Origin of the sequence: Microcoleus sp. MOSTC5, from assembly GCF_036701825.1 — a bacterium.
Classification (GTDB): domain Bacteria; phylum Cyanobacteriota; class Cyanobacteriia; order Cyanobacteriales; family Microcoleaceae; genus Microcoleus; species Microcoleus asticus.
The window spans coordinates 67934-93421 of record NZ_JAUBRK010000029.1 but is presented as its reverse complement, the minus strand read 5'-3'; the positions used below and the strand labels follow the sequence as shown (position 1 = coordinate 93421).

28 protein-coding genes and 1 pseudogene are annotated in these 25488 nt (G+C 44.7%); 19 read left to right on the top strand and 10 right to left on the bottom strand.

The window, feature by feature from the left end:
• Positions 1–315: 315 nt before the first annotated feature.
• The 3 genes from QUA54_RS17705 to QUA54_RS17695 form a co-directional block, all read right to left on the bottom strand.
• On the bottom strand, positions 316–891 hold the full coding sequence (locus QUA54_RS17705) for a TIGR04376 family protein (protein ID WP_172190506.1): 576 nt from the start codon (positions 889–891) through the stop codon (positions 316–318).
• 127 nt (positions 892–1018) lie between these two features.
• Positions 1019–2245 (bottom strand): hypothetical protein, encoded by a 1227-nt coding sequence (locus QUA54_RS17700; protein WP_333415642.1) that lies wholly within the window; start codon positions 2243–2245, stop codon positions 1019–1021.
• A 373-nt stretch (positions 2246–2618) separates the two neighbouring features.
• Positions 2619–4541: an ABC-F family ATP-binding cassette domain-containing protein gene (locus QUA54_RS17695; protein WP_333415641.1), complete on the bottom strand. Its 1923-nt coding sequence runs from the start codon at positions 4539–4541 to the stop codon at positions 2619–2621.
• A gap of 377 nt (positions 4542–4918) precedes the next feature.
• Here QUA54_RS17695 and QUA54_RS17690 point away from each other — a divergent pair, with 377 nt between their 5' ends.
• The 5 genes from QUA54_RS17690 (at position 4919) to QUA54_RS17670 (ending at position 10882) form a co-directional block, all read left to right on the top strand.
• Complete coding sequence (locus QUA54_RS17690) at positions 4919–7336, top strand: hypothetical protein (protein WP_333415640.1); 2418 nt, start codon at positions 4919–4921, stop codon at positions 7334–7336.
• A 349-nt stretch (positions 7337–7685) separates the two neighbouring features.
• A complete protein-coding gene (locus tag QUA54_RS17685; RefSeq protein WP_333415639.1) occupies positions 7686–8312 on the top strand; it encodes a TMEM175 family protein in 627 nt (208 codons plus the stop codon).
• Positions 8313–8385: 73 nt separating this feature from the next.
• Entirely contained in the window at positions 8386–8874 is a 489-nt protein-coding gene (locus QUA54_RS17680; RefSeq protein ID WP_333415638.1) for a cupin domain-containing protein, read from the top strand.
• Between the two features lie 142 nt (positions 8875–9016).
• Entirely contained in the window at positions 9017–9208 is a 192-nt protein-coding gene (locus tag QUA54_RS17675; protein ID WP_333415637.1) for a nucleotidyltransferase domain-containing protein, read from the top strand.
• A gap of 624 nt (positions 9209–9832) precedes the next feature.
• Complete coding sequence (locus QUA54_RS17670; protein ID WP_333415636.1) at positions 9833–10882, top strand: Fe(3+) ABC transporter substrate-binding protein; 1050 nt, start codon at positions 9833–9835, stop codon at positions 10880–10882.
• 65 nt (positions 10883–10947) lie between these two features.
• Here QUA54_RS17670 and QUA54_RS17665 read toward each other — a convergent pair whose 3' ends face one another.
• Positions 10948–11469, bottom strand: a complete 522-nt coding sequence (locus QUA54_RS17665) for a pentapeptide repeat-containing protein (protein WP_333415635.1) — start codon at positions 11467–11469, stop codon at positions 10948–10950.
• 22 nt (positions 11470–11491) lie between these two features.
• On the bottom strand, positions 11492–13213 hold the full coding sequence (locus QUA54_RS17660; protein WP_333415634.1) for an iron ABC transporter permease: 1722 nt from the start codon (positions 13211–13213) through the stop codon (positions 11492–11494).
• A 126-nt stretch (positions 13214–13339) separates the two neighbouring features.
• Between QUA54_RS17660 and QUA54_RS17655 the strand changes: the two genes are divergently transcribed.
• The gene (locus QUA54_RS17655) at positions 13340–14428 is read left to right on the top strand and encodes an ABC transporter ATP-binding protein (RefSeq protein WP_333415633.1); all 1089 of its coding nucleotides are present in this window, start codon (positions 13340–13342) and stop codon (positions 14426–14428) included.
• 57 nt (positions 14429–14485) lie between these two features.
• On the opposite strand, the gene QUA54_RS17650 is transcribed toward QUA54_RS17655, so the two are convergent.
• Together QUA54_RS17650 and QUA54_RS17645 are read right to left on the bottom strand one after the other, a co-directional pair.
• On the bottom strand, positions 14486–14860 hold the full coding sequence (locus tag QUA54_RS17650) for an element excision factor XisI family protein (RefSeq protein ID WP_333415632.1): 375 nt from the start codon (positions 14858–14860) through the stop codon (positions 14486–14488).
• Positions 14845–15264: a XisH family protein gene (locus QUA54_RS17645; RefSeq protein ID WP_333415631.1), complete on the bottom strand. Its 420-nt coding sequence runs from the start codon at positions 15262–15264 to the stop codon at positions 14845–14847. Before QUA54_RS17645 ends, QUA54_RS17650 begins: the two co-directional genes overlap by 16 nt.
• A gap of 146 nt (positions 15265–15410) precedes the next feature.
• On the opposite strand from QUA54_RS17645, the gene QUA54_RS17640 reads away from it, so the two are divergent.
• Both QUA54_RS17640 and QUA54_RS17635 read left to right on the top strand, forming a co-directional pair.
• Entirely contained in the window at positions 15411–16145 is a 735-nt protein-coding gene (locus tag QUA54_RS17640) for a DCL family protein (RefSeq protein WP_333415630.1), read from the top strand.
• The gene (locus tag QUA54_RS17635) at positions 16138–16323 is read left to right on the top strand and encodes a hypothetical protein (RefSeq protein WP_333415629.1); all 186 of its coding nucleotides are present in this window, start codon (positions 16138–16140) and stop codon (positions 16321–16323) included. The genes QUA54_RS17640 and QUA54_RS17635 overlap by 8 nt, the downstream gene beginning before the upstream one ends.
• A 49-nt stretch (positions 16324–16372) precedes the next feature.
• On the opposite strand, the pseudogene QUA54_RS17630 reads toward QUA54_RS17635, so the two are convergent.
• Together QUA54_RS17630 and QUA54_RS17625 are read right to left on the bottom strand one after the other, a co-directional pair.
• Positions 16373–16483: pseudogene (locus tag QUA54_RS17630) on the bottom strand (Uma2 family endonuclease); the annotation flags it as partial.
• A 145-nt stretch (positions 16484–16628) separates the two neighbouring features.
• Positions 16629–17399 carry a TerC family protein gene (locus tag QUA54_RS17625; protein ID WP_333194039.1) on the bottom strand — a complete coding sequence of 257 codons (771 nt, stop codon included), beginning with the start codon at positions 17397–17399 and terminating at the stop codon, positions 16629–16631.
• Positions 17400–17823: 424 nt separating this feature from the next.
• On the opposite strand from QUA54_RS17625, the gene psaM reads away from it, so the two are divergent.
• The 4 genes from psaM to QUA54_RS17605 all read left to right on the top strand — a co-directional run bounded on the left by psaM (position 17824) and on the right by QUA54_RS17605 (position 19817).
• Positions 17824–17919 carry a photosystem I reaction center subunit XII gene (psaM, locus tag QUA54_RS17620; protein WP_006633247.1) on the top strand — a complete coding sequence of 32 codons (96 nt, stop codon included), beginning with the start codon at positions 17824–17826 and terminating at the stop codon, positions 17917–17919.
• Between the two features lie 826 nt (positions 17920–18745).
• Positions 18746–18991, top strand: a complete 246-nt coding sequence (locus QUA54_RS17615; RefSeq protein WP_333415628.1) for a hypothetical protein — start codon at positions 18746–18748, stop codon at positions 18989–18991.
• Positions 18992–19001: 10 nt separating this feature from the next.
• Positions 19002–19151, top strand: a complete 150-nt coding sequence (locus QUA54_RS17610; protein WP_333415627.1) for a hypothetical protein — start codon at positions 19002–19004, stop codon at positions 19149–19151.
• Positions 19152–19397: 246 nt separating this feature from the next.
• Positions 19398–19817, top strand: a complete 420-nt coding sequence (locus QUA54_RS17605) for a slr1601 family putative cell division protein (protein ID WP_333415626.1) — start codon at positions 19398–19400, stop codon at positions 19815–19817.
• A gap of 213 nt (positions 19818–20030) precedes the next feature.
• Here the strand turns inward: QUA54_RS17605 and ctpA are convergent, their stop codons facing one another.
• On the bottom strand, positions 20031–21269 hold the full coding sequence (gene ctpA / locus QUA54_RS17600; RefSeq protein ID WP_333415625.1) for a carboxyl-terminal processing protease CtpA: 1239 nt from the start codon (positions 21267–21269) through the stop codon (positions 20031–20033).
• Positions 21270–21857: 588 nt separating this feature from the next.
• Between ctpA and petB the strand changes: the two genes are divergently transcribed.
• From petB to QUA54_RS17565, 7 genes are all read left to right on the top strand, one after another.
• Positions 21858–22526 (top strand): cytochrome b6, encoded by a 669-nt coding sequence (gene petB / locus QUA54_RS17595; protein ID WP_172190423.1) that lies wholly within the window; start codon positions 21858–21860, stop codon positions 22524–22526.
• Positions 22527–22708: 182 nt separating this feature from the next.
• Positions 22709–23191, top strand: coding sequence for a cytochrome b6-f complex subunit IV (gene petD / locus QUA54_RS17590; RefSeq protein WP_172190422.1), 483 nt, complete (start codon positions 22709–22711; stop codon positions 23189–23191).
• Between the two features lie 153 nt (positions 23192–23344).
• Positions 23345–23476 (top strand): hypothetical protein, encoded by a 132-nt coding sequence (locus tag QUA54_RS17585; RefSeq protein WP_333280253.1) that lies wholly within the window; start codon positions 23345–23347, stop codon positions 23474–23476.
• Between the two features lie 7 nt (positions 23477–23483).
• Positions 23484–24092 (top strand): hypothetical protein, encoded by a 609-nt coding sequence (locus QUA54_RS17580; protein WP_333415624.1) that lies wholly within the window; start codon positions 23484–23486, stop codon positions 24090–24092.
• Positions 24093–24179: 87 nt separating this feature from the next.
• Positions 24180–24806, top strand: a complete 627-nt coding sequence (locus QUA54_RS17575) for a hypothetical protein (RefSeq protein ID WP_333415623.1) — start codon at positions 24180–24182, stop codon at positions 24804–24806.
• Positions 24807–24834: 28 nt separating this feature from the next.
• Positions 24835–25158: a type I restriction-modification system subunit M N-terminal domain-containing protein gene (locus tag QUA54_RS17570; protein WP_333415622.1), complete on the top strand. Its 324-nt coding sequence runs from the start codon at positions 24835–24837 to the stop codon at positions 25156–25158.
• Positions 25159–25413, top strand: coding sequence for a hypothetical protein (locus QUA54_RS17565; protein WP_333415621.1), 255 nt, complete (start codon positions 25159–25161; stop codon positions 25411–25413).
• Positions 25414–25488 lie beyond the last annotated feature (75 nt).

Here is a 25488-nt window from a genome sequence, read left to right as displayed (position 1 = left end):
CTACTGACAGGATGCTCTTTGATATCTTGCCATTTTTGTCAAGTACAATTTATACCAAATTAGATGAGCTTACCCTGAAGGATTAACTTGAGCTATGAATTAAATAATCGAAGTAAAGCAGGGCTTATTATGTGAGGAAGACGAGTCTCTTGTTCATTTCCCACCCCCTGCTTTTTATAACTTTTTCAGCAAACCCTATTTATATTAAGTATCCGCGATCGCAACACCTGGGAGTCTGGGGGGTTGACGAATATGTGCACTGGGAATTCGAGTTTTGGGTAAACTCGTCCCTAAAGGATTCGGATGCTTTCGGAACTATCGGCCTATATTGCGCTTCATGCGATCGAGTTCTTCGTCTGCTTCCCAGCGTTGAAACTTTTCTTCTAAAGGATCTGCCGCATTAAAACTGTTATAATTTGAACTCTGATTCCAACCCTTTGTATCCCAATTCTGCTCTGTTTTAGTGGTAGTGCGAGTTGCAGCTTCTGCTGCTTTTGCTCGGACTTCTTTGCGACGCAATTGAATTTGGCGGTACAGTTCTTTGGCTTTTTCAATCCGTTCTTTGCAGCCTTGCATTTGACCCCAGCGCTGATTTCCCTGACGCAGCAAAGCGGCTTGCCGCTCTTGGGCAGCTTGAGCTAAATCCAGCCTTTGAGCCGCTTTAGCTTTGTTGATTCGATCGTTCCAGCGCTGAATTTCTTGAGCGGCGGAGAGAATTTCTGATTGCAGTTTTTTCTCTTGTTTCTGGATATCGAGAATCAGTCGCAGAGTGTCTTCTTCTTGTTCCTTCAGTTGTTCTTCTATTGCCTGCAATTCCAGATGGGGATTGCTGCGCAAAAATTCTTCTAATCTGGTTTCTAGAAAGCGGCTGAAATCGTCAAATAAGCCCATTATTTTAAATAACTTTGAGTTTTGAGTTGGGGATTTTGCATGAATTATTTCGGGCAATTCAAAAGTTTTGCGTTTTGAATTTTGGCTGTGAATTACTCAACTTCTTTAACTCAAAACTCAAAATCATTTAAAATTTCTGCCCTACAAAAACCGATCGCACATCTCCTCCCTTGCGGATAACAGCTTCTTGATTTTTGATTTCTGCCAGGGTCCAACCGCTAGCGCCAATGCTTTCGCCGACATAAATTCTGCGGGCTACACCGTCTACTTCAAACAAAGCGGCCGATCGGTCGCCCAACTCCAAAATCCCTACCAGCGTGTGCGCGGAAGTCGGCGCGCTGCTGACGGCCGGTGCGGATTGCTCGGGCGCGGGCGCGGATTGCTGGGCTGCTGGCGCTGGTGCCGGTTCGGTTTCGCGAGCCAAAATCTTCGGCTGGGGAGACTCCGAGGGGGAAGGGGAAGCGGCGAGGGGACTTCGAGTGCCTGCAGCGGCGATCGCGCGACCGGAGGCTGGAGCCGCCGGCGATGGGGAAACTGCGGCGGTTTGAGGAGCAGCCGGAGCAGCCGGAGCAGCAGCTACCGGAGCAGCCGGAGCCACAGTCACCTGAGCGGGGGGAGGGATGACTACGATTTGGGGTGCAGGTGCTCCCGGCTGCGCGCTGGCTTGTTCTAGGGCCTCAGCGATGCGGTTGACTGCTGTCGAAAGACCTGCGGTTGCCGGCGGCGCGCCGGAAATTTGAATGCTCGGCAGCGTCCCTGGGGTGGCAACTCCCGGAACTCCTGCAAGTTGCGGGTTGGGCTGGGGTGCTTTTTTTTGTTCGATCGCTTCTAGCGAGCGCTGCACGTATTCCACAAACGGGGTGTCTGGTGCTGTTTTGCCACTGGCTACCGGCCTCTCTGGTGCGGGGGCTGCGGGCAAGCGCACCAGTCCCGACCTGCTTGCGAGCCACAACCCCATGACTAGCAGCAGCGACCCAAAGGCTGCTCCGAGCAGGATTCTGTCGAATGATTGTTTGGACTGCTGTTTTTTGGCTGTTTCTAGGGCGACTTGGCGGGCGATCGCTTCTACGTCTTTTTCGGCTCGCTGCGGCTGGGGCGCCAACGGCGACAAAACTATTTGAGGTACCGATATCGACTTTAGCGCCACGAATTCTGGCGCTACCGGCTCGGCTGGCAGTCCGCCACTGCCGTCGAATGCTCGATCGACTCCTTCAAACAGTTCGTCCATCAACCGATCGGCGTAGGACTCTACTGCCACTGCTTCGGCTGGCACTGTTTCGACGGTCGCAACCACGGCGATCGGATCTGACGCTGATTCCAAAGACATCTGTTTGGCGATTACTTTTTGAGGCATAGTTTTCTGTTTGCTCCCGCTCCTCGACAACCCTGAGATTCTCAACTTCAGACTTCTACAGGATACTTGTGATGTTGACCAATTCTTGGCTCAGAACAGGTCAATTGTATCTCACTCATCACCATATTTTTAGTCCTCGGCCAACTTACTTTGCCCGATCGACTTTTGTTTTACCTGTTTTGGGCTTTTTCGCCCTTGTTTTCTGCTGCCAGTCTTATTTGCTTACCCTGACTTTTACTGCATATTCTACTGCTTTTGTCAACCCCACCCTCGGGGCTTCCCAGTTTTTGACACACAGCTTTACTTGAGGCGATCGCAAAAACAGCGGGTTTTTTGTTAGCAGGAGCTAAACACAACACTCGGACAACCTAAATTAACCAACCCGTTCGGCTAACTCCAACCAGCGCTCAGTTGCCCGATCGATCTGCTGCGTCAACTGAGCCAAACGATCGGATAACTTCTTCACCTCCGCAAACCCGCTCGGAGCATTGTTAGACAACCTCTTCTCAATCTCTTGTTTCTCAGCTTCCATCTGCGGAATTTGACTTTCTAATTGTTCGTATTCCCGCTTATCATTGAAGGAAACTTTGGTAGATTTTTGAGTTGAACTTTGGGATTTTGAATTGTTAGATTCAGTGATGCGTGTAAGTTTTTCTTTTTCTTTTTGGCCTTTAATTTCCTTGGCTTCTTCCGCTTTCTTGTAATCTAAATACACCGAATAATTGCCGGGATACAAGCGCAAATTGCCGCCCGGTTCCAAGGCGAAAACCATGTCGATCGTGCGATCGAGAAAATAGCGATCGTGGGACACCACAATCACGCAGCCGTTAAAATCTTCGAGATAATCCTCCAAAACGGCCAAAGTCTGCACGTCTAGGTCGTTTGTCGGTTCATCTAAAATCAGCACGTTCGGCGCACTCATCAGCACTTTCAACAGAAATAACCGGCGCTTTTCTCCGCCAGAAAGTTTGCTAATTGGTGAATACTGTTGGTTCGGCGGAAACAGAAACTTTTCCAACATTTGAGAAGCGGTAATGATTTCCCCGTCCGCCGTTTGCACCAATTCCGCCACACTTTTCAAGTATTCAATAACTCGCTGGTCTTCGTTGGGCGTCAAATCCTCAGAATGCTGGTCGAAATAACCGATATGAATGGTTGTCCCAATTTCGACAGTACCCGAATCCGGCTGAATGCGTCCGGTGATGATATCCATCAGCGTCGATTTTCCCGCACCGTTGCTACCAATAATTCCAATCCGGTCTTCGGGAGTGAAATTGTAGGTAAAATCTTTAATTAAAGTGCGATCACCGTAAGCTTTATTGATATGCAGTAACTCAATCACCTTCTTACCAATCCGGCGGCCCGCTGTCGCAATCTCGACTTTGCCGTTGGCTGTTTTGAATTCCTCTGCTCGCATATCTTTAATGCGATCGATCCGAGCTTTTTGCTTGGTACTGCGCGCCTTTGGCCCCTTCTTGAGCCATTCCAACTCGCGCCGCAATACTCCCGAGAATTTGCGCTGAGTGCTGGCGGCCGATTCTTCAGCTAAGGCTTTTTTCTCCAAGTAATAAGCGTAATTGCCAGCATAATTGTAAAGGTCGCCGCGATCGATCTCCAGGATGCGATTGGTAACGCGATCGAGAAAATAGCGATCGTGCGTAATCAGCAGCAAAGCACCGCGATAGCCGTTCAAATAATTCTGCAACCACTCCACAGACAGCGCATCCAAGTGGTTTGTCGGTTCATCCATCAGCAACACATCGGGCTCGGACAACAAAGCCGTTGCTAAGGCAATTCGCTTGCGGTAGCCGCCCGACAAGTCGGCAATTTTCGCATCAAAATCCTCAATCCCCAACTTGGTCAAAATCAATTTCGCCTTGGTTTCCAAGTCCCACGCATCCACCTCATCAATGCGTTCAGACACCGCAGACAGACGCGCCATCAACTTGTCTGTATCGCCTTTGCCGTGGGACAATTGAGCGGAAATTTCCTCGTATTCGCGCACTAAAGCCATTTGTTCGCCACTGTCGGCAAATACTTGCTCTAAGACAGTGTGATTTTCGTCTAAATCCGGCTGTTGGGGGAGATAAACAATTTTAGACCCTGGATTGACCCAGCGATCGCCAGAGTCGATCGACTCCATACCGGCAATCATTTTCAGCAGCGTTGATTTGCCGGAACCGTTTGTGCCGATGAGTCCGACTTTATCGCCTTCATCCAGGCTGAAACTGGCATCTGTCAAGAGTTCCTTGATGCCGAAGTCTTTTTTGATCGATCGCAGAGTAAAAATAGTCATCAGTATAGAAAGTCATTTACCTGACTTAGTTTAACTTAGTTCGATCCTTTCCGGTTGCATCGGTATGGTCTTTCGTTCCGATTAAACTTCTTCAATACCCGGGTCAAATCGATTTTTCCGACTATCTAAATTTTGATAAATGTTAAGAAAAAAAGATGTTGATGGCGAGTAAGAGGAGCGGATGTAGACATATATAAGCTGTTTGCAGTAGTTGACAGCTCGACATATTATACTGGTGTATCAGCATAATAAACCTGGTTTAATGGGTGAATTTTGGGTGAATGACCATCGGGAGTGAGGATTGACAAACAAAACTCGTATACGATAAAATGTCCATATTAAAATATTAGACCGCAGTATGCTCGCGACCACACTATATGGGCATCAATATGTTTCCTGATTACGACGAGTGTAGAAGAAACCTAGAAAATCTCATCGCTTGGTATAAGCCAGCACATCGAAACGAGGCTACTACTCGTTTTCAAATCATTGATAGTCTCTTTTTTGAGTGTTTAGGATGGTCAAAAGATGATGTTGTCATGGAAGAGTATCACAATGGACAATATGCAGATTATTCTTTTAACGCTCCTAGAAGAATTTTGATAGTCGAAGCTAAAAAAGAAGACCTGTATTTTGAGATACCTGCTGGCAAATTTAAACTTGAGCATTCAATTTCATCCCTATCGAGAGACAATGCTAATCTGAAAGCTGCCATTTCTCAAGCTGCGGCCTATTGTCAAGAGCGTGGTGCTCCTTTTGGAGCCGTATCTAACGGTTATCAACTGGTTGCCTTCATTGCTGTGAGGAACGACGGTATAGCACCACTGGATGGGAAAGCGTTGGTATTCTCCTCCCTTGAAGAAATGTTAGAGAATTTTTTGGATCTCTGGCAGTCATTATCTAAAGCAGGCATAGAAGAAAAAAATATTCAAGCTAGACTTATTGGAAACTTACAAGCACAAATTCCTAGAAAGCTATCGGAAACTATCGCCACATATCCTGGTATCAAAGGTAGAAACGTATTTCAAACCGATCTTCAAACCGTTAGCGATTTAGTGATTGAAGACCTTACTCGCTCTGAGACTTTAGAAAAAACATTTCTTGAAGAGTGCTACTGTAAGACAGGGGCATTATCGCAACATTCTCTTGCAAGTAAAACAATTTTAGAAACAAGATATGCTGCTCTTTTTGACTCAAATACTCCCTCACCCGTTTTAGTACAAGCCGTTGATAGGCAAGGCATTTCTCCAGAGTTACTTGCTGAAAGCATTAGTCGCCGACCTATCCTCCTTATAGGTAGTGTTGGTGTAGGTAAAACAACTTTTATAAGAAACTTAATGAAGGTGGAAGCTCCTTCAGTTTTTGAAAAAGCTATTACCCTATATATTGATCTGGGTTCTAAGGCAACTCTCTCAGCGGATCTGAAGTCATTTGTTATCGAAGAAGTGATAGAGCAACTTCGAGACAACTATGAGATAGATATCGAGGAACGTAACTTTGTTCGCGGCGTCTATCATTCAGATCTACAACGATTTCGCAAAGGTATCTATTCAGACCTGTATGAATCAGATCAACAACGATTCAAGGAGAAAGAAATTGAGTTATTAGAGAGAAAAATTACTACTCCTGAAGAGCACCTCAAGCAATCCCTAAAGCATATTGCGAATGCACGCCAGAAGCAACTCATAATGATTTTAGATAATTCAGATCAGAGAGATGAATACATTCAGCAGCAGGTTTTTCTTATTTCTCAAGAAATAGCAGAACACTGGTCAACTACGGTATTTGTTACTCTGCGTCCTGAGACTTTTCATCGTTCTCAGCAAATAGGAACACTCAGTGGATATCACCCTAAAGCATTTTCTGTATCTCCACCAAGAGTTGATCTTGTTCTTGAAAAACGTTTATCTTTTGCTCTCAAGCTTACTCGTGGCGAAATCCCGATTCAGTCTCTGCCCGAAGGGATGGGAGTACGTTTAAGTTCATTAGAATCCGTTATTTGCTCATTTCTGAAATCGCTCAAAATCAATAGAGAGCTTAGTGAGTGTATCGATAATATATCTGGTGGCAATATTCGTTTAGCTTTAAATTTAGTGAGAGGAATTTTTGGTAGTGGTCACGTTGATACGCGGAAGATTGTTGAAATCCAACGTGATGAGGAAAGAGGTTACACCGTGGCTCTGCATGAGTTTCTAAGAGCAGTTATCGTTGGGGATAATTTTTACTATGATTCCAGTCGCTCTCCCATTGCAAACCTTTTTGATATCTCTTCTAACGATCCTAGAGAACATTTTCTTTTACCTCTGTTGATAGGTGCAATTCATTCATTAGGCTCCTCTAGCTCTAATGGAGAATTTGTGGAAACATCCGTTATTTATGAACACTTACAAGGAACGGGCTTTACTGCCGATCAGATTGATGAGGCGCTGATTGTGAGTACCAGAAAGAAAATGATTGAAACTGCTGCTCGCCTAATACCTCAGCCTGGTCAGATAATGCCACATACGTTGCGTGTTACCACTCTAGGTTTGTATCACATTACTCGATTGTGCAGCTTGTTTGAGTATGTTGATGCTGTTGTTATCGATACTCCTATACTTGATTCCGAGGTGAGAGAATTAATCAGTGATGTTCAGGCGATAGATTTACGCCTAGACAGAGCAGAGTCCTTTCGGGGTTATCTTGATCTCCAATGGTCAAAAATGAATATGCAAGGTCTAGGTTTTGATTGGCGTAACGCATCTGGAAAGCTGAAGACGGAAATCGATCGCATTCGCAATGTAAACTCTCGATAAGTTTTGGTAACTTGGGACTTGACTTAACTATCGAAAATTCAGCATAAGTAACAGCTAAAGGACGCGTAACAAATCAAATGCAGCAGACGGTCGCAAGTCCCTGGTGTTAAGTTTGAGGCTATCTGCCACCGCTTGACTATGCTGTTATCCTGTGTACTGTACGAAAGCAAGGTTATTTAAAAAAACTCGTACCGATCGACTGCTTAAACAGATCGGCGAAAAGTCCGTTAAGGTTATCTGTTTTCAGCCGAGATTAGGCAAGCAAAATCGTTAGCTTTGTGGGTAAGTGCAAGCGATCGGCGATCGGAGTATAACACATCACTGGAACCGACCTTATGCTAAGTTATTGTTGGAATTAGAAGCGATCGGCAGCGCAAGCAGAAAAAGAGGATGTAAAAAAATGGGTAAAGGTAGGTTAGAAGCGTTCAGCGATGGCGTAATCGCCATTCTCATCACCATTATGGTGCTTGAATTGAAAGTGCCCCATGAACCTGATTTAGCTGCGCTGCGTCCGCTAGTTCCAGTTTTTCTGAGCTATGTACTGAGTTTTATTTATCTTGGTATCTACTGGAACAACCACCATCACTTGTTACAGGCGGCTCGGCACGTCAATGGTAATGTTTTGTGGGCTAATTTGCATCTGCTGTTCTGGTTGTCACTCATTCCCTTTGTCACTGCCTGGACAGGCGAGAACCACTTCGCCGCCTGGCCAGTTGCGCTTTATGGCACAGTGCTGTTGTTGGCTGCGATCGCTTACTTCATTCTTACTCGTGTCCTTATTTCTTACCACGGTAAAGATTCCACTCTGGCAATTGCACTTGGGCGAGACTTTAAGGGGAAGGTATCAGTAGTGATTTATGCCGTAGCAATCCTGCTTTCCTTTGTGAACTCGTTGTTTGCTTTCATGCTGTATGTTTTAGTTGCGATCGTGTGGCTTATCCCCGATCGGCGTATTGAGAAAACTCTGAATTCGTGAAGAATGTTCCAGGAAAAGCCCTCGCCAGCCAGCTAACACTTTGCTTTACCAATTACCAATTAACAATTAACAAATGACAATTCATCAAAACGGACTTTTTGTTGAACCTGGTCAAGGTCGTTCTTACTACCTTGGTCAAGACCTCTATACCTTCAAGGCAGTTGGTGAAGAGACAGGTCAAGCCTATGCGCTTTGTGAAGTAATTGTTGCACCTCAAGGCGGTTCCCCGCCCCATCGGCACAACCTAGAAGATGAATCATTTTATGTTCAAGACGGAGAAATTGAATTCCAGCTTGACGATCGTACTTTCGTGGCGACGGCTGGAACATTCCTTCATTCACCGAAAGGGCAGCTTCACCGATTTACAAATACGACCGCTACACCGGCTAAAATGCTGGTTTGGGTAACTCCTGCTGGCTTTGAGAAATTCATTGCCGAAGTTGGAAATGCAGTGAATGGTCAGATTACCCTTGGAGCATCCTTGAGTCCTGAAGACCTGAACAAAATTCTTACCGCTGCTCCCAAATACGGTATCGAGATCGTACCTCCACCATCCGAGTAACGATCGTGCGATTTCTTACCGTAAAAAAACAACAACGCAAAGAAGTAAAGAGATAGCTCATAAGTAGTCCAACTTGACTCTACGAATGCTGCTTGAGGAAGATTCTCAAGCAAACTATTTGGTCAATAAGTAAGGAGGCTGAATGAAAACCGATCTCGCCCTGCCAATTGACCAAATCATCAAATTTTGCCAACATTGGCAAATCATCGAACTCTCTTTCTTTGGTTCTGTCCTTCGGGACGACTTTCATGCAGACAGCGACATCGATATTCTAGTTGCCTTCGCTCTCGCAGCCAATTGGAGTTTACTCGATCGCGCTCAAATGCAGGAATAACTCGAAGCAATCCTCAGCAGACAAGTCGAGCTAATCAGTAAACGGGCGATCGATCGCAGAGTAAAAATAGTCATCAGTATATAAGATGATTTACCTAAGTTAGTTTAGCGCTGACCTTCCCACTCCGGCACAAACCAGATTATTTAGAGAATCCCCAAACAAACTTTGTACTCAGGCTAGAGACTTTTTATCTGTTGGCAATAAGCTAGTGAAAGCAGTTCTTTGTTGTCTGGTCGAGCTTGTAATTGAGCCGGAAGGGGCCACAAACCGGGCGATCGAAAAACGGAGACACGCAATTGAACTCCCATTCTGCTCATGGTAATACCAACATCATTGCAAACAACCGTTCTGCTACCTAGTCAGCGCAAATCTTTGTCATAAATACATTCCAAGACGCATCAAGACCTTCATAAGCGAATTTTTTACCGAATCTGCTGGCTACAACAAAGCCTTTTGGTCAAAAAACCCGGTTTCTGACCACCCCGGTGTCAGCCCTAAAATCGTTACGAACTCGATCAGCAAATAAGAATCACTTGCATTAATATAGTAGAGCAATGACTGTAGATGGCTGTGGATGCACCATCCTGTCAATTACCAGATGAAAAAATCTATCATTATAAAACAATGAGCATTTCTCGGCGTATTTTTCTTGCCAGCGGTACAGCAATGGCTGTCGTGGCACTGGGGGAACTAAGCAAAACAGCCCCAGTCACAGCCCAAACGGGCACCCTCAACCTTTATTCAGCACGTCACTACGACACTGATAATCAGTTGTACCAAAGCTTCACGAAAAAAACTGGGATCAAAGTTAACCTCGTTGAGGCGGAGGCTGACCAACTAATTGAACGGATTAAAAGTGAAGGTGCAAATAGCCCTGCTGATGTTTTCATCACCGTTGATGGTGGGCGTTTGTGGCGGGCGAAACAAGCAGGTATCCTGCAACCTGTTTCTTCAGCAGTCCTGACATCCGCAATTCCAGCAAGTTTGCGAGATCCTCAAGGTTTCTGGTTTGGTCTATCGCGCAGGGCACGGGTGATTGTTTATAACAAAAGCAAGGTGAACCCTGCCCAATTGTCAACCTATGAAGCGCTGACAGAACCTCGGTGGAAAGGCAAAATTTTAGTGCGATCGTCCACTAATATCTATAATCAGTCTCTTGTTGGAGCCATGTTAGCGACTCATGGAGCTCAAAAAACAGAAGCTTGGGCGCGAGGATTGGTGGCTAATTTTGCACGTCCTCCAGAAGGAAACGATACGGCACAAATCAAGGCTGTTGCTGATGGGGTAGGCGATATTGCCCTGGTTAATACCTATTATGTAGCCCGCTTAATGAAATCGAAAGATCCAGCAGAACAAGCGATCGCGGCGAAGGTAGGTGTATTTTTCCCCAACCAGCGCGATCGCGGTACCCACGTCAATATTTGTGGTGCCGGTGTAGTCAAAACCTCCCGCAACAAAGCAGGCGCGACCAAATTCTTGGAACACCTAGCCAGTCGCGAAGCGCAACAAATTTTTGCTAGGGGTAATTACGAATACCCTGTGATTTCAGGTGTGGCGATCGATCCTGCAGTTGCAAGTTTTGGTACATTCAAATCTGACCCTCTCAACCCTGATGTGTTTGGGAAAAATAACCCCGACGCTTTAAAGATTGCTGATCGCGCAGGATGGAAATAGAGGCTTTTTGAACAAGAAGCTACTCTTTGTGATTCGGCGGTTTCAACCGCCGAATCCCATCAACTTTAATTTTTAATTTTACCATCCGGCATTATTGCGCCTTTCAGGTTTGCGCCTTTCAGGTTTGCCCCTGTCAAATCAGCACTATTTAAGTCAGTTTCACTTAAATCGGCATTACTAAGATTGGCATTATTCAGTTTTGCACCTCGCAAAAAAGCCCCCTTGAGATTTGCATTACTCAAATCAGCCTGTGTGAGATCGGCGGCAGATAAACCTGCTTTTTCCAGAGAAGCACCTTTTAAATTTGCACCTTTGAGATTGACGCTATCTAGTAAGGCTTCATTAAGTTTGATATTTTCTAGGACTGCACCTTCCAACTTAGCACCATTGAGATTAGCGCTTGTTAAATCAATGTTGCTTAACTTAGCGCCAGTTAGGTCGCATTCTGGACATTGCTTAGTTTTTTGTAATGTTTCGAGGGGGCTGGTCGCCTGTTTTTGACATCCAAACGTGACCAAAATAGTAAGTAGTAAGAACGAGATTGTGCCAGTAGTGCGAGTAAACATTGGTGAATTTTTATTAATCATCTTGATTTGTAAAGGGATAATGTTAACTGTTAACCGTTAACTCTGTTGAAGAATTGCGCGATCGCGCAATTTTCCAACTTAATAAAATAACCGGTAACATCCCCACTAAAACAATTGCCAATGCTGGGCCAGAAGCTTCAGCTAATCGCTCATCGGAGGCAAGCTGATAAGTTCGCACAGCCAAGGTATCAAAGTTAAAAGGTCTAATAATTATAGTAGCAGGTAACTCTTTCATTACATCAACGAATACTAACATCATAGCAGTTAATAAACCTCCAGTCATCATTGGTGTATGAACTGTAACTAAAGTTTGCATCGGACTATAGCCCAAACTTCTCGCCGCATCATCTAAATTAGGCTTAATTTTGCTCAAACTTGACTCTACCGCATTTAAAGAAACAGCTAGGAAGCGAACTATATAGGCAAATACCAAAGCTGCGATCGTACCGCTTAACAACAAGCCTGTAGAAATCCCCAAGTTTTGACGCATCCAACTATCAAATAAATTGTCAATTTTACCAATGGGAACCATAATCCCCACTGCAATCACAGAACCAGGTACAGCATACCCCATTGCCGCAACTCTAGTTCCTAACTGCACTCCTAAATTAGGATATAACCGTAAGCCATAAGCCATAATCAAGGCAATAACTACGGCTAAAATTGCTGTCAGTGTGGCCAAAATTAAACTATGACGGGCAAATATCCAAAAGCGTTCATCTAAGGTTACTTGCCAATTCGCTAATGTCAACTTGACTAAAAGACCTGCTGGCAATAAAAAACCGAATAATAGCGGAATCAAACAAGCAATTACCGCTAAAATCTCCCGAATTCCTTTAAGCTGATAAGTTTGCAGTTGGCGATAGCGACTGCTAGCTTGATAATATTTAGTCCGACTGCGCGACCAGCGTTCTACTAAAATTAAAGCCAGAACAAATAATAATAGCAGGGCAGCTAATTGATTTGCTGCAATTCGTTCTCCCATGCCAAACCAAGTCCGATAAATACCTGTAGTGAATGTATCAACTCCAAAATACTGAACAGTGCCATAATCGTTGAGAGTTTCCATCAAAGCCAGTGCTAAACCTGCAACTATTGCGGGTCTTGCCATAGGTAAGGCAACTGTAATAAAACTCCGCCAAGGACTACAGCCCAGTATTCTACTAGCTTCTAGGGTACAAGTGGATTGCTCTAAAAATGCAACTCGTGTTAATAGGTAGACGTAGGGATATAAAACTAAGATTAGCATTAAGATTGCTCCAGGGAGCGATCGCACGTTAGGAAACCAATAGTCTCCATAACTCCAGCCAAAAATATAACGCAAAGCAGTTTGAACTGGGCCTGAAAATTCTAAAAAGTCTGTATAAGTATAGGCTAACACATACGCTGGGGCCGCTAAGGGTAACAGTAATGCCCATTCAAATACGCGACTGGCCCGAAAGCGACACATTGTTACTAGCCAAGCACATCCTACGCCGATCGCGACAACACCACAGCCGACACCGATCGTTAACAATAAAGAGTTGACAATATAACGGGTTAAAACTGTATCGGTTAAATGTTGCCATGTATCTTTAGCTTCAAAAAAGATACTGGATAAGACAGTGAGAACTGGTATGGCGATCGGCAATGCTAAAGCGATAATTGCAACTGTCCACCCACTAGCGGATAGACCGCGTAAGGTCGATCGCCATTCGATTGTCCTGATTGCTGTTTTTTGTAGTGACTGTTGGGAATTTTTCATCGCTAGTAAAATGTCTAGCTAGCCACCTTATCATTAGGTGTAAATATTTGTCAAGTCTTTATGACAATTTATCTCACTAAAGTGGTTTATTGTAGAATAGTAAGTTGTTGATTATTTATAGCAATAATGGCTCGACCTATAATTCTGCATTTAGATGGTGTAACAAAACAGTATTCCCAAGCAGCATCACCTGCGGTAGCATCTGTCACCCTGACATTACATCAAGGAGATATACTGGCGTTGTTGGGGCCATCGGGTTGTGGAAAAACAACTTTGCTGCGGTTAATTGCTGGTTTTGAACAGCTACAAGCAGGGACGATCGCTTTAGCAGGAAAAACTGTAGCGAGTGTTAATATGTCAGTGCCGCCGGAACAGCGAGACATTGGTATGGTGTTTCAAGACTATGCACTTTTCCCCCATTTGACTGTCGCGAAAAATGTAGCTTTTGGCTTAACGAATCAAGGAAAAGAGTCAAAGCATAATATTCAGAAAGGTGTCGCAGAAGCATTAGCGTTGGTGGGATTAGAAGGATTGGAAAACCGTTATCCCCATGAATTATCCGGGGGTCAGCAACAGCGAGTAGCCCTGGCTCGTGCTTTAGCCCCTAGACCTGCGATTATTTTACTAGATGAACCGTTGAGTAATTTAGATGTACAAGTACGGTTAAGATTGCGTCAGGAAATCCGCGATATTCTCAAAGCAACGGGAACCTCTGGTGTATTTGTCACCCACGATCGCGAAGAAGCACTTTCGATTTCAGATTGGGTAGCGGTGATGCGTCAAGGTCAAGTAGAACAGTTTGGCACTCCAGAGGAAGTTTATCAAGAACCAGCATCTCGATTTGTGGCTGAGTTTGTGACTCAAGCTAATTTTGTGTCTGCATCGCTGAAGCAGGATATTTGGGAAACAGAAGTAGGTTGTTTTGCTGTTAAACGAGATTCATGTTCACAAGTTCCCTGTGATGTTTCTACTGAAGGAGAATTGATGATCCGGCAGGAAGACTTGAGTTTATACTTAGATGAAGATTCGCCTGTTGTGATTTGCGATCGCCAATTCTTAGGCCGAGAAAATCGTTATTGTTTAAAAACACCTTCGGGCGAAAAGTTATATGCACTCACAACCGCAGGAAATGTTTTTCCTATTGGTTCTAAAGTTCGCTTATCTTGTGGTGAAAATTCTCCCTTAGCTTTCTTTGTCGGTAAGCCTAAGCCATAGCTAATTGCTAATTGCTAATTCCTAATTGGGGAAAAATCCTCCCACTCTTCTCGTCTCTCAGTCTCCCCCTCTTCCTTCTTCCCTCTTCCTTCTTCCTTCTACTGTCTGATAGGTTTTCTGTCTATCGCTGTTGTCAGGGAAGGGGCTAGTCACAATATCCTCTGCTTTTATACCCGCTGCAATCAGCGCTTTGCTTAGACCTTCCTCGAAGTTATCTTCTTCAATTACAACTTGATTATCGACTAAACGAGCATGAAACAGAATCGTGTCAATCCAGCGCTGTTTATCCCAGCCTGTAGCCAGAATCAGAAACTGACCAGAATCGACATCACAGACGGGGTAAAGCTGGATCGCCTGTAAACGGGGTTGGGCGATCGTTGCTTCTTGCAGAGTTTTTTTGAGGATGTCTGCATAGTTTAGTGAGTTATCCATTGGAAAATCACCTCTTGATTTGGTTCGTAAACTAATAAGTTGATTTTATTTCGCTGGACGGCTAACTGAAAAATCGGTTTTTGAAAGTGTTTAATGTAGATCGCTTGGCTCACGGCTAAAAACAACTGACGCTCCGGTTCTTGGCCTTCCAATGCCCATTGGTAAAGCTGAAGCTGTCCCATCGTTTTTTCCAGTTCGCTGATGACTGAGGGTGAATCGAAGTCTTTGATTTCAACAGCGATTTTCTGCCCTTCTTTTTCCGCAGTGAAAAACTTTTCTGCTCCTAAGTCGGCTTTCAAAAGTGTCTGTTCTAACACTAAGACTAAAGGATCGTCCGTAATTGTCCACCCGTCTTTTTCGAGGGTACGACGTAGGGAGAAGTGTAAATTATCGCGTCTAGACATTCGACATTCGAGAATTTAGGTTAGGAAAGATAAGCACGAATTTCTTGAACTCCTATGTCTTGCAGATATCGCTTATTACGATCTATGGTACCACATCTGCGATATAATTTAAGTTATACGTCATATAAAACTGGTATGGAGTTTAAATGGCAAGGCAACCAATTTTTCTCAATGGAATAGAGTTCAAATTCCAAAAAGATGCTATTGAGCACTTCAAAAATATGTTGGAGCGCTATCGAAATGGTCAAAGCATAGCAGGTGATGATCGCGATATGTTACTGGCTCTTCTGGAGCGCCATCCTGAAGCAGATAAAAAGATTGGATGTGGTGTAAAACGTTTGTACAAAGATAGAACTGATATGCCGACAAGTTGCTTTTGGATAGAAAGAACAGATGGAGCTCGAACTGATTTTTCTTATCGAACAGCGATTTCTGCTAAAAGAAAGTCTCTTTATCAAGAATTTTTAGAAGCCTGCCGTGTCGCTGTTCAAGATGATCTTCTGGTAGCTAAAAAAGAATACTTTGAAAAGTGGGGCGATCGGGATAAAAAAGTTAAATGCCATATTACTGGTGATAAGGTAGCTATCTATGAGAGCCATCTTGACCATAAAAAACCATTGACATTTGAGGTTCTTGTGTACACTTTTATTAGCGCTAATGATATTGAAATAAAACCTGAAATGTTGTTGATGTCCCAGGATGCCCAGTTTCAAACAACTATGATCGATCAAGAGTTAAAGGATAAGTTTCGGCTATATCATCATAAAACGGCGAAGCTTAGGGTTATTAAAGCGGAACAAAATCTTAGTCTTGGCGGCTCTGAGAGAATTCGGAAGAGCCGTAATCCTGTATTGATTCCTAAGGAACTTTTAGGTGACTGACGTATCACATCTCTGTTGGAGTGGATGGACTCAGATTTCTGGTGCATTGCGAAGTTTTCTGGCAGCCGATCAACCGGAAGGTTACATTTTTTCCCGACAGGTGAAACCCGATCGCCTGCAACTCCTTCCCATCGCTCGCGCTCTTTCCCTCTCCTCAAAAAATACAGCCACCACCTAAGCTCAAATCAGATCCGGATCGATGCCTGCGCTCGCCAATATGCCGCCAACCCCGTCAGCAACGAATTCCCCTCGCTATCCCACCAACGCAACCATTGCTGAGTCTGATTCTGATAACTGCCTGCCCATAGGCCCAATTCTACTCCCATAAGTTCGATCGGCTAGTGAAGAAAACAATATTACAAAATAAAAGCCTTTCATCCCCGGACTAAAGTCACCGGGATGAAAGGCTTTTGCACGTTTTGACCAGCCATCAATCTTGTTGGTTTGACAGATTTAAGCTAACTTTATTCAAATGCAAGTATGTTAATTTTCGGACTTATGTCCTTGCGATTCTCGCACGGCCACTTCTGAATCCGGCTGATTCAGAGCCATTTCTAGAGATTTTGCCATCTCGACTGACTCGGGAGTGCGCTTAGAAAATCCCCACACAAACATCAAGACGATACTGGAAACTAGCAGCCATTGCGGAGGAACTAAATCCGGATTAATTACTTTCACCAACAACCGCATTCCCACGAACCCAACAGTGATGTAACCAGCACTTTCTAGGTGAACGAATTCATCCAGCCAGCGGATGAACAATCCGGCCATGAATCGCAGGGCAATAATTCCAATAGTAGCGCCTGTTACAACGATAAAAGTGTCGTCAGAAACAGCGATCGCAGTAGTAACGCTATCCAAAGAAAACGCTAAATCCGTAAAAGCAATCATGGGAATTGCTTGCCACACAGACGCAAATCTGGGCCCATGATGTTCTCCTTCGGAGTCTGTGTCTGAAGTAAAATGTTGGAAAACAAGCCACAGCAGGTAAAGTGCACCAAGCAGTTCAAACTGCCAGAACTGGATCACCCAAGTAGCCGTTAAAATTAGTGAGATCCGCAGTACAAAAGCAATTATCAAACCCAAGTTGAGAGCTTTTTGCTGATCCTTGGCATCTTCCAAACCTTTAGAAATAGATGCCAGGGCGATCGCGTTGTCAGCCGAAAGTACAGCCTCCAAAGCCACCAAAACCAACAATAATAAAAAGCCGTCAACTCCAAAATTGGGTGAAGCGTCGAGAAATTGATCTATCATTAACTATTTTGGGCACCTAAGATTGGCAAGGGTCGAGCGCAGCGCAAATTACCCGCTCTGTCTAAAATTAGTGTCACCTTCACTTAAATCTTAACCTAATGCGGTAATTCTGCACTACTCCGATCGTCGGAACGAAGAAAGTTGGGCAACGGATTCGTTTGCTTCGGATGTAACCGATGTAACTGATGTAACCGATGGATGTTGAGGTAAGAGGGCACAAAGAAGAGGGAAGAAGCAGGATTTTTCCCACTCTCCCACTCTCCCACTTTCCCCATCTCCGACTCCCCCACACCCCCACTCTCCACTCTCCCACTCCTCCCCGAACCCACCAAATTTATTTCAAGTTGTAACAAATGATTCCCAAAAGCGCCAATTTGTCTGAAATTGGTGAAAGCTCGTGCCCGCGAAAAGGAGTTTTCCCAATATGTCTTTAACAGATACCCAAGTCTACGTAGCGCTCGTAATTGCTTTGATTCCCGGAATCATGGCTTTCCGGCTCGCAACTGAACTGTACAAGTAGTTTCCAGGCACCAGCCGCGAACCGCTCGATCGCCTGCCCTAGTAGTTAACTCTCTGGCATTACAGACAATTGCTGCCTCAGTGGAGTAAATTGTCTGTTGTCACCAAGACGAGACTGCAAGGGCAGGCATTTTTATTGGGAAATTCTGTCCTCAGGCGTCACCTCGCACCCCAGAATGCCCCCGCCACAGCGCAAGCTTGTTGCTAATAGAGGAATGGGTGACGAAGGAGGAGTCCCACCCCGCTAGTCGATTTTGAGCTGAGTGAGAACAGACCATCGGTAGGCGACGACTCACTAATTAAGTCTATCATTGGGACGATTAATGGCATATTTGACAACTCCCCATGCCTCCCATAGGAAGGAATTCATAAGACCATAATTAAGTCTTACAGGTGATGACAAATCACCTCTACACGCTCAAAAACCACTACCATTACGATTCGTATTGCAATTGCGCTTACTTTTATCTTGTTTTGCTTTCCGAGTCCATCACAACGCCTCTATTGGTAAGCTGCGTGTCCACCATTGCTTGTTTGCCCAGGCTTATGTCGTGCCGATCCGACATAAATCAGGGGTTGCTCCTTAATAAAACACTTCAACGCTACGCCTGGTAATTCTTAGTCGCCGATTAGTTCTAGCATATTGACGGCCGTTGAAACTGCAACCGCGTTCCTCCCCTGTCGGTAGCCCAGGGCTTTCCGCTCGTTCTTCGGCGATCGAATATATGGTATAGATCTTTTGCAAAAGTCATGCTGAAAAGTTGAGTTCGTAATTATGGATGCCCGCAATTAAGTTGAAGTTTAAGCCAAATGTGCAGACCTCTTCCATGCCTTCGCAAACTATCTTGAAATGCCTTTGCGTTCATCTGCGTTCATCTGCGGTTTCCCTCTTGCATCAAAGATTGATGCAATCTTGTCTCATCATTCAGCAAGCATTGGCGAGTAATGCGATTATCGCCATTGAGGATTTGACCAAAATCCGAGAGCGGACTAATCAGATGCCCCGCACCAAAACAGAACGCAGACGTTCTAATAGTTGGGCGTTCTATCAGTTGCCACAATTCCTTGATTAGAAAGCTATTGATGCTAGGCTTGAAGTTCGCTATCAATCCCCGCTACACGAGTCAAACCTGCGATCGATGCCTGCACATCCATCCGGCTGGCGTGAATCCTATCGGAGCGGAAAAATTTTTAAATGCGGACATTGTGGCTGGCATGGCGATGCTGATTTGAATGGTGCGAAGATGATTAAATTATTTGGGTTGTCTGTAAACCGACTTGAAGGCAACAAGCTATTCTTTAGCTTGAGGGCTGTTGAAAGCCCCCGCTAACGGCTAACCGCGGTTAGCCGTGGGTAGTTTACTCAGTCTCAAAAATCTTGGCTGTCAGCACCCTGACAAACCGGGGGGGTGTGCGTTAAGCTCAGAATTTTCTGTTTTCAGCTCTAAAACCTCAGTCTCAGGTATTTGAAAAAAAATTATGCAAGCGATTCAACCCACCGTTACTCCACTGCGACCTGTAAAAAACTCCCCTCGGGTTGCTCCTCGTCGCAGCAGCAGCCGCCAGCGTTCCTACCCTCACCAAACGCTCGGCGCCGAAACAGGAGTCAAGTTAGCAGTCAACATCGTACTTTCAGTCTGTGCCGCTTCTGCTTTTATTCAGCTTTGGCCTCACTACCGGGCAGTGCAAGAAAAATTGCACGAAATCCAAGCTGAAGTCAATCTTACCCAAGGGCGAGTCGATCGATCGCGATCGGAGTTTAACCGCTACTTTGACCCCAGTCTGGCTAAAACTGTGATGCAAGAGCAAAGCAATCAAGCTGACCCCCAGCAGCGTCCGGTGATTTTGCAGGAACCCGAGGTACTAGAAGCCGACGAGGAATCAACCCCGCAACCTTAAGGGAAGGGGAGTTTTGGGTTTTGATATCGCGTCCGATAGGATCATTCTTGTATGTCATTGCTTCGTACAGCGAACAATGACAGATGAATCTGTCGGACGTGATATGACTTTTGAGTTAAAGAGTTTTGAGGATCGTTCTTGTCTGTCATTGCGACCGAAACTCAGACCTGTGTATTGACGCCCTGCTGCAAGCTCAAAACTTCAAACTCCGGCTTATACTGACTTGGCCAGCACGGTTGTTTCTTTCAGTAGTTGCAGTGCAGCTTGATATTGCAAGTCTGCTGCGGTGCCGATTTGATCGCGCGCAAGGGATTCCAAAGGCACGACCCGATCGGGCGAAATCCCCAGTTTGTTAATATCTGTGTGGTTCGGCGTCTCGTACTTAGCAACTGTCACGGCTAACCCGGAACCGTCAGACAAATCAAACAGCGACTGAATCAGCCCTTTACCAAATGTCTTTTCTCCGACCAGTTGAGCTCTGCCGTTATCTTGCAGCGCACCAGCCAAAATTTCGCTAGCACTGGCACTTCCCTTGTTCACCAAAACAATCAGCGGATCGCCAGTCAATGCCTGTCCTGAGGCTTCAAAACTGCCGAGAATGCCTTGTCGGTTAACCGTGTAGACGATCGTCCCGGAATCTAGCCACAAGCGGGCAATTTCAATCCCTGCTTGCAACAGTCCGCCCGGGTTGTTTCGCAGGTCGAGAATGTAGGCGGCGGCTCCTTGTTTTTCCAAGCTGTCGATCGCGCGAGCGACTTCCTCAGTGGCGTTAGCGCTGAATTGACTGAGGCGAATGTAGCCCACCGGTACATTGTCCGCCCCCGACTGCAATTCGGCGTAAACCGGATTCAGAGCAATGCGATCGCGCACTAGCTTAATTTCCTCAGCAGCGTCCCTTCCCTCGCGCCCCAAGGTCAAGGTAACGGGAGTGCCGATGCGGCCGCGCATTCGAGTTGCAGCCTCGTCTAGGCTCAATTCTGAGGTAGGAGTGCCATCAATTTTCAGAATCCGATCGAGGGGTTGGATGCCGGCTTTATCCGCCGGTGAGCCGGCCAAAGGAGCCACCACTGTCAGGGTATTTGTCTGGGGGTCGATCGCAATTTGCAGCCCAACTCCCGTCAATTCTCCGGAAGTGTTGACCTGCAAACTGCGGTACTGTTCGGGTTTCAGCAGTCGAGTGAAGGGGTCGTCGAGATTCGCCAGCATCCCCTGAATAGCCGTGTAAGTCTGCTGTCTGTCGTTGAGCGGTTGCTTGACAGCTTTTTCGCGAATCGACCACCAGTTTTTAGAGTTGAATTTGTCATCCACATAAGAGCGATTGACAATTCGCCAAGCTTCGCTCAAAAGCTGCTGTTCTGGAGTTAGGGCCGCCGCAGGCCCGGCCCACGGGCCTAGAACCAGGGCGACTTGGAGGAAAAGTAAAATAGCAATCTGGAAAACTCGTCTGTGCATGATTTTTCTGTAAAAGATAGGCAAGTATTGCATCTCCTGTATTTTAAGTTTGTAGGCTTTTAAGCTTTTGCGCATTTAAATATCCCCAAAGCATTCGGCATTCGTCAAACCTCCGCCGCCAACAAAAAATTAGTTAAATGTAACATTTAATCGCAAAATTAGTGAAGTTTTATCATTAATATTAAAATTAACGCCCCAGCGACCCGCTGGCCGGCTCGGACTTTGGTTCTGGGCTCGGCTCTTGGCTGTATGCCAACTTGGGGCGAATGTTGAGCTTGCAGAAAATGGTATTTGAGACTCGGCAAAAGCATCGCTCGCGTGAAATTTGCACAGCAATTATGTTACATTTTTTATCACAGTCTGGAATTCGATCGGGCAACGCCAGCGAGTAGGGACAAGCCACCGCTTAGTTTCCCAGGGCTTGCAGGCGATCGCACAATAGAGTTCCTTTCGTCAGCTCCAAATTTAAAAAATAGCCTCAGGCATTTGCTAGTAAAAGCAAGCTGCTCGGCGCGGGGCGACAAAAAACCTTGTGGCTGCTGCCCTGAACCTCAACCACAGCAATATTCTTTTAGGAATTCTGGCTCCATGTTTTCTAAACAAATCACCGACTCAAAAACCTACCAGTGGTTTGAGGAACGCCTGGAAATTCAGGCGCTCGCCGACGACATCACTACGAAGTACGTACCCCCGCACGTCAATATTTTCTACTGCTTGGGCGGAATTACTCTGGTTTGCTTTCTGATCCAGTTTGCCACCGGATTCGCCATGACCTTCTATTACCGTCCTACGGTAGCAGAAGCTTTTTCTTCAGTGCAATACCTGATGAATGAAGTCAACTTCGGCTGGCTGATCCGCTCCATCCACCGCTGGTCTGCCAGCATGATGGTACTGATGATGATTTTGCACACCTTCCGGGTTTACCTGACCGGCGGCTTCAAAAAGCCCCGCGAGTTAACCTGGGTGACAGGAGTAATCTTGGCAGTCATCACTGTTTCTTTCGGCGTGACCGGCTATTCGCTGCCTTGGGATCAAATTGGTTACTGGGCGGTTAAAATCGTTTCGGGCGTCCCCGAAGCCATCCCGTTTGTCGGCTCTTTGATGGTTGAACTGCTGCGCGGCGGTGTCAGCGTCGGTCAAGGCACTTTGACTCGCTACTACAGCTTGCACACTTTTGTGTTGCCTTGGCTGATTGTAGTATTCATGCTGGCTCACTTCTTGATGATTCGCAAGCAAGGTATCTCTGGCCCGTTGTAAGTTTTGAGTTGTGGGGGCGGTATTTTTTTGCCCCCCGCTGCATTTTGAGTGGAAAATTCAGAATTCATCACTCATGATATTTATTTACGGTCAATACTTCCTGCGATCGCGCCGCTGATTCAGACTAACGAATACAGCGGAATCCCAGGCCCGGGTAAAACTAAAAGGAGAACACTCTCACTATGTCTATTATCAAAAAACCAGATTTGAGCGATCCAGACCTCCGCGCTAAGCTCGCTAAGGGCATGGGTCACAACTATTACGGCGAACCAGCTTGGCCTAATGACTTGCTCTACGTTTTCCCTATAGTAATCATGGGAACGTTTGCTCTTTGCGTCGGTTTGGCTGTACTCGACCCGGCTTTGGTTGGAGAACCGGCTGATCCTTTTGCTACTCCGCTGGAAATTCTGCCGGAATGGTATTTGTGGCCTGTGTTCCAACTCCTGCGGGTTTTGCCTAACAAATTGTTGGGTATTGCTTGCATGGCTGCTGTTCCCCTTGGCTTGATTTTGATTCCGTTCATCGAAAGCGTTAACAAGTTTCAAAATCCGTTCCGCCGCCCTGTTGCTACTACTGTTTTCCTGTTGGGAACTGCGGTAACTCTATGGTTGGGTATTGGTGCTATTTTCCCGATCGACAAATCTTTCACGCTGGGTCTTTTCTAAGATTTAAGTTTGCTTGATTTTGACGCCCGCAGGTTTCCGGTAAAGTGCTTTTGTACTCGTGGGGAACTTGAGCGGGCGTCATTTGATTTTAGATTTTAGATTTGGGATTTGGGATTTGGGATTTATGCTCAAGGTAGGCCGCAGCAGTTGATAATGCCAGCAGCTCTGAAGGTGAAAGCGGTTGAGAAGTATGGCAACGTGCGGGAAATTGCCGCTAAATTTGGGGGGAGAGATAAATTGAAGCAGGCAGTCGAGAAGTTGCAGAGTTTGTTGTATTTAGCTTAATAATAATATGGAATCGATAATCAATAACTGCATATTTTCTGTCCTAGAAGATAATAAAAGCCTAGTGCAAGAAATCATAGAAAATGATGGGAAGTATACCGAAACTGTACCTTTTAGGATTGCGCCTACAGTTAATACAGTTAAGTTTTATTTTCTTTCGCTTGATGAAAAAAATATTAACTATGCGGTCTTAGTTTCTCAAGGCAAGAGAAACAAAAAAGATTCGGTCATAAAATCTCAATTGAGCTTTTACAATTTTTTGAAACTCGAAGATTTTCCTATTCACTCCCTACAATCAAAGCTTGTGGCTCAAGGCTGTGACCCTTCTTTATCCTTGCTTGGTTTGCCTTTAGGTGGATATCAAGATAGTTACAATAAATATGAAATAGAAGCTAGCATTTGGTCACAACTAATAGGATTAGTTAAAGAAGCCAATCATAATTTACGCAAAGACATTGAAAAAATGATATTAGAAACCAACGAAAAGAGTATTGAGCGAGAAGAATACAGGATTATGTCTCACCAGAAAGATACACTTCAGCTTTCGTTAAGCTTGGCTGGAATAAATACAGATGTAGAGTTAAAAACTAATATAAAAATAATTGAAAGACCATAAAATTACTTTGCACTCGTAAAAGATAAACGACAGAAGGAAGACAAACGACAGAAGGAAGACAATTTAATTGTCCATGATTTAGGCTCAATGGAATTAAAATTTCGTAATTGGTTTGAAGACAAAAAGAAAAAAAAGCCTAATACTCGAACTTTTGTTCAAGGAGAACACCGATTAACAATTACGAACGTAAATAGAGATGAATATGAACGGGTTTTAGGAGTCGATTTTTTGTTCTATAATCACACTTTTAATTTATTTATTATGGTTCAATACAAGGTATGGGAAAAAGATAGACAAGGCAATAATATCTATAGACGAGATTTACAATATCAAAAAGCTATAGATCGAATGAATACTTTGAAGGATAGGTTTAAAAACCCTACCCTTTTAAACAGTGTAAAAGATTATCGGCTAAACCCACTCCCTTTTTATTTTAAACTATGCCAGCCTACCCAACTCAGGTATGATAATCAGTTAGTTAGTGGCATTTATGTGCCAGCAGAGTATTTAGAGTATTGCCTACAACAAAAAGGACATATAAGAACAAAAGACATACCACATGGATTTCATAATGAATTATTTATTGATTTAATAAAAAAAGGATTAATAGGTTCTCGGGGAGTTGATGAATCAACTCTAGAAGAAATAGTTGATTTCTTGCTTGATCAACAAGGAAGTGTGACTTTAGCTGAAACAAATTCTGTATATAAATAAATAAATAAATAAATAAATATAAAAACTAATGCAAAAACGTACTACCTCCAAAAACGATAAAACCGTCACCACTGCCCAGCGCCTCGGCAGCGTGATTAAGTCTGCGCGTGACATCATGCGGAAAGATAAGGGAATGAATGGGGAATTAGACCGTTTACCCCAATTCACTTGGATTCTTTTCCTCAAGCTATTAGATGATGCGGAAAATATCAGAGAAGAAGAAGCCTTTTTAGAGGGAAGAGTTGATAAGTACAAACCGCTGATTGAATCTCCGTACCGCTGGCGTGATTGGGCTGCTGATGATGAAGGGATGAGCGACGATGACTTGCTGAAATTCATTAACAATAATTAGGTGACGCTGCGTGACGGGACAAAAAGCCCTGGTTTGTTCGCTTATTTGCGGAATCTTCAAAGTGCGACAGGGCGCGAACGCAAAAAAGAAGATACTAAAGATTTGCTTTCTCTAGGCAACAATCTTACTTTCTCCCAACTGTTAATTACTCAAGAAAACAGTACAACTTTCATCTGTCTTTCAGCAACCAGAGAAATTGTAGCCGCTCTCAATTGGGTGTCGTCCAGTCTAATTAATGTCGCCGATTTTGGCTAAATTTAATAGCAAGTAGTCGCACATAACTACGGTTTATTTGCGACTCTCAGAGATTGGGTCTAATACTTTATATGT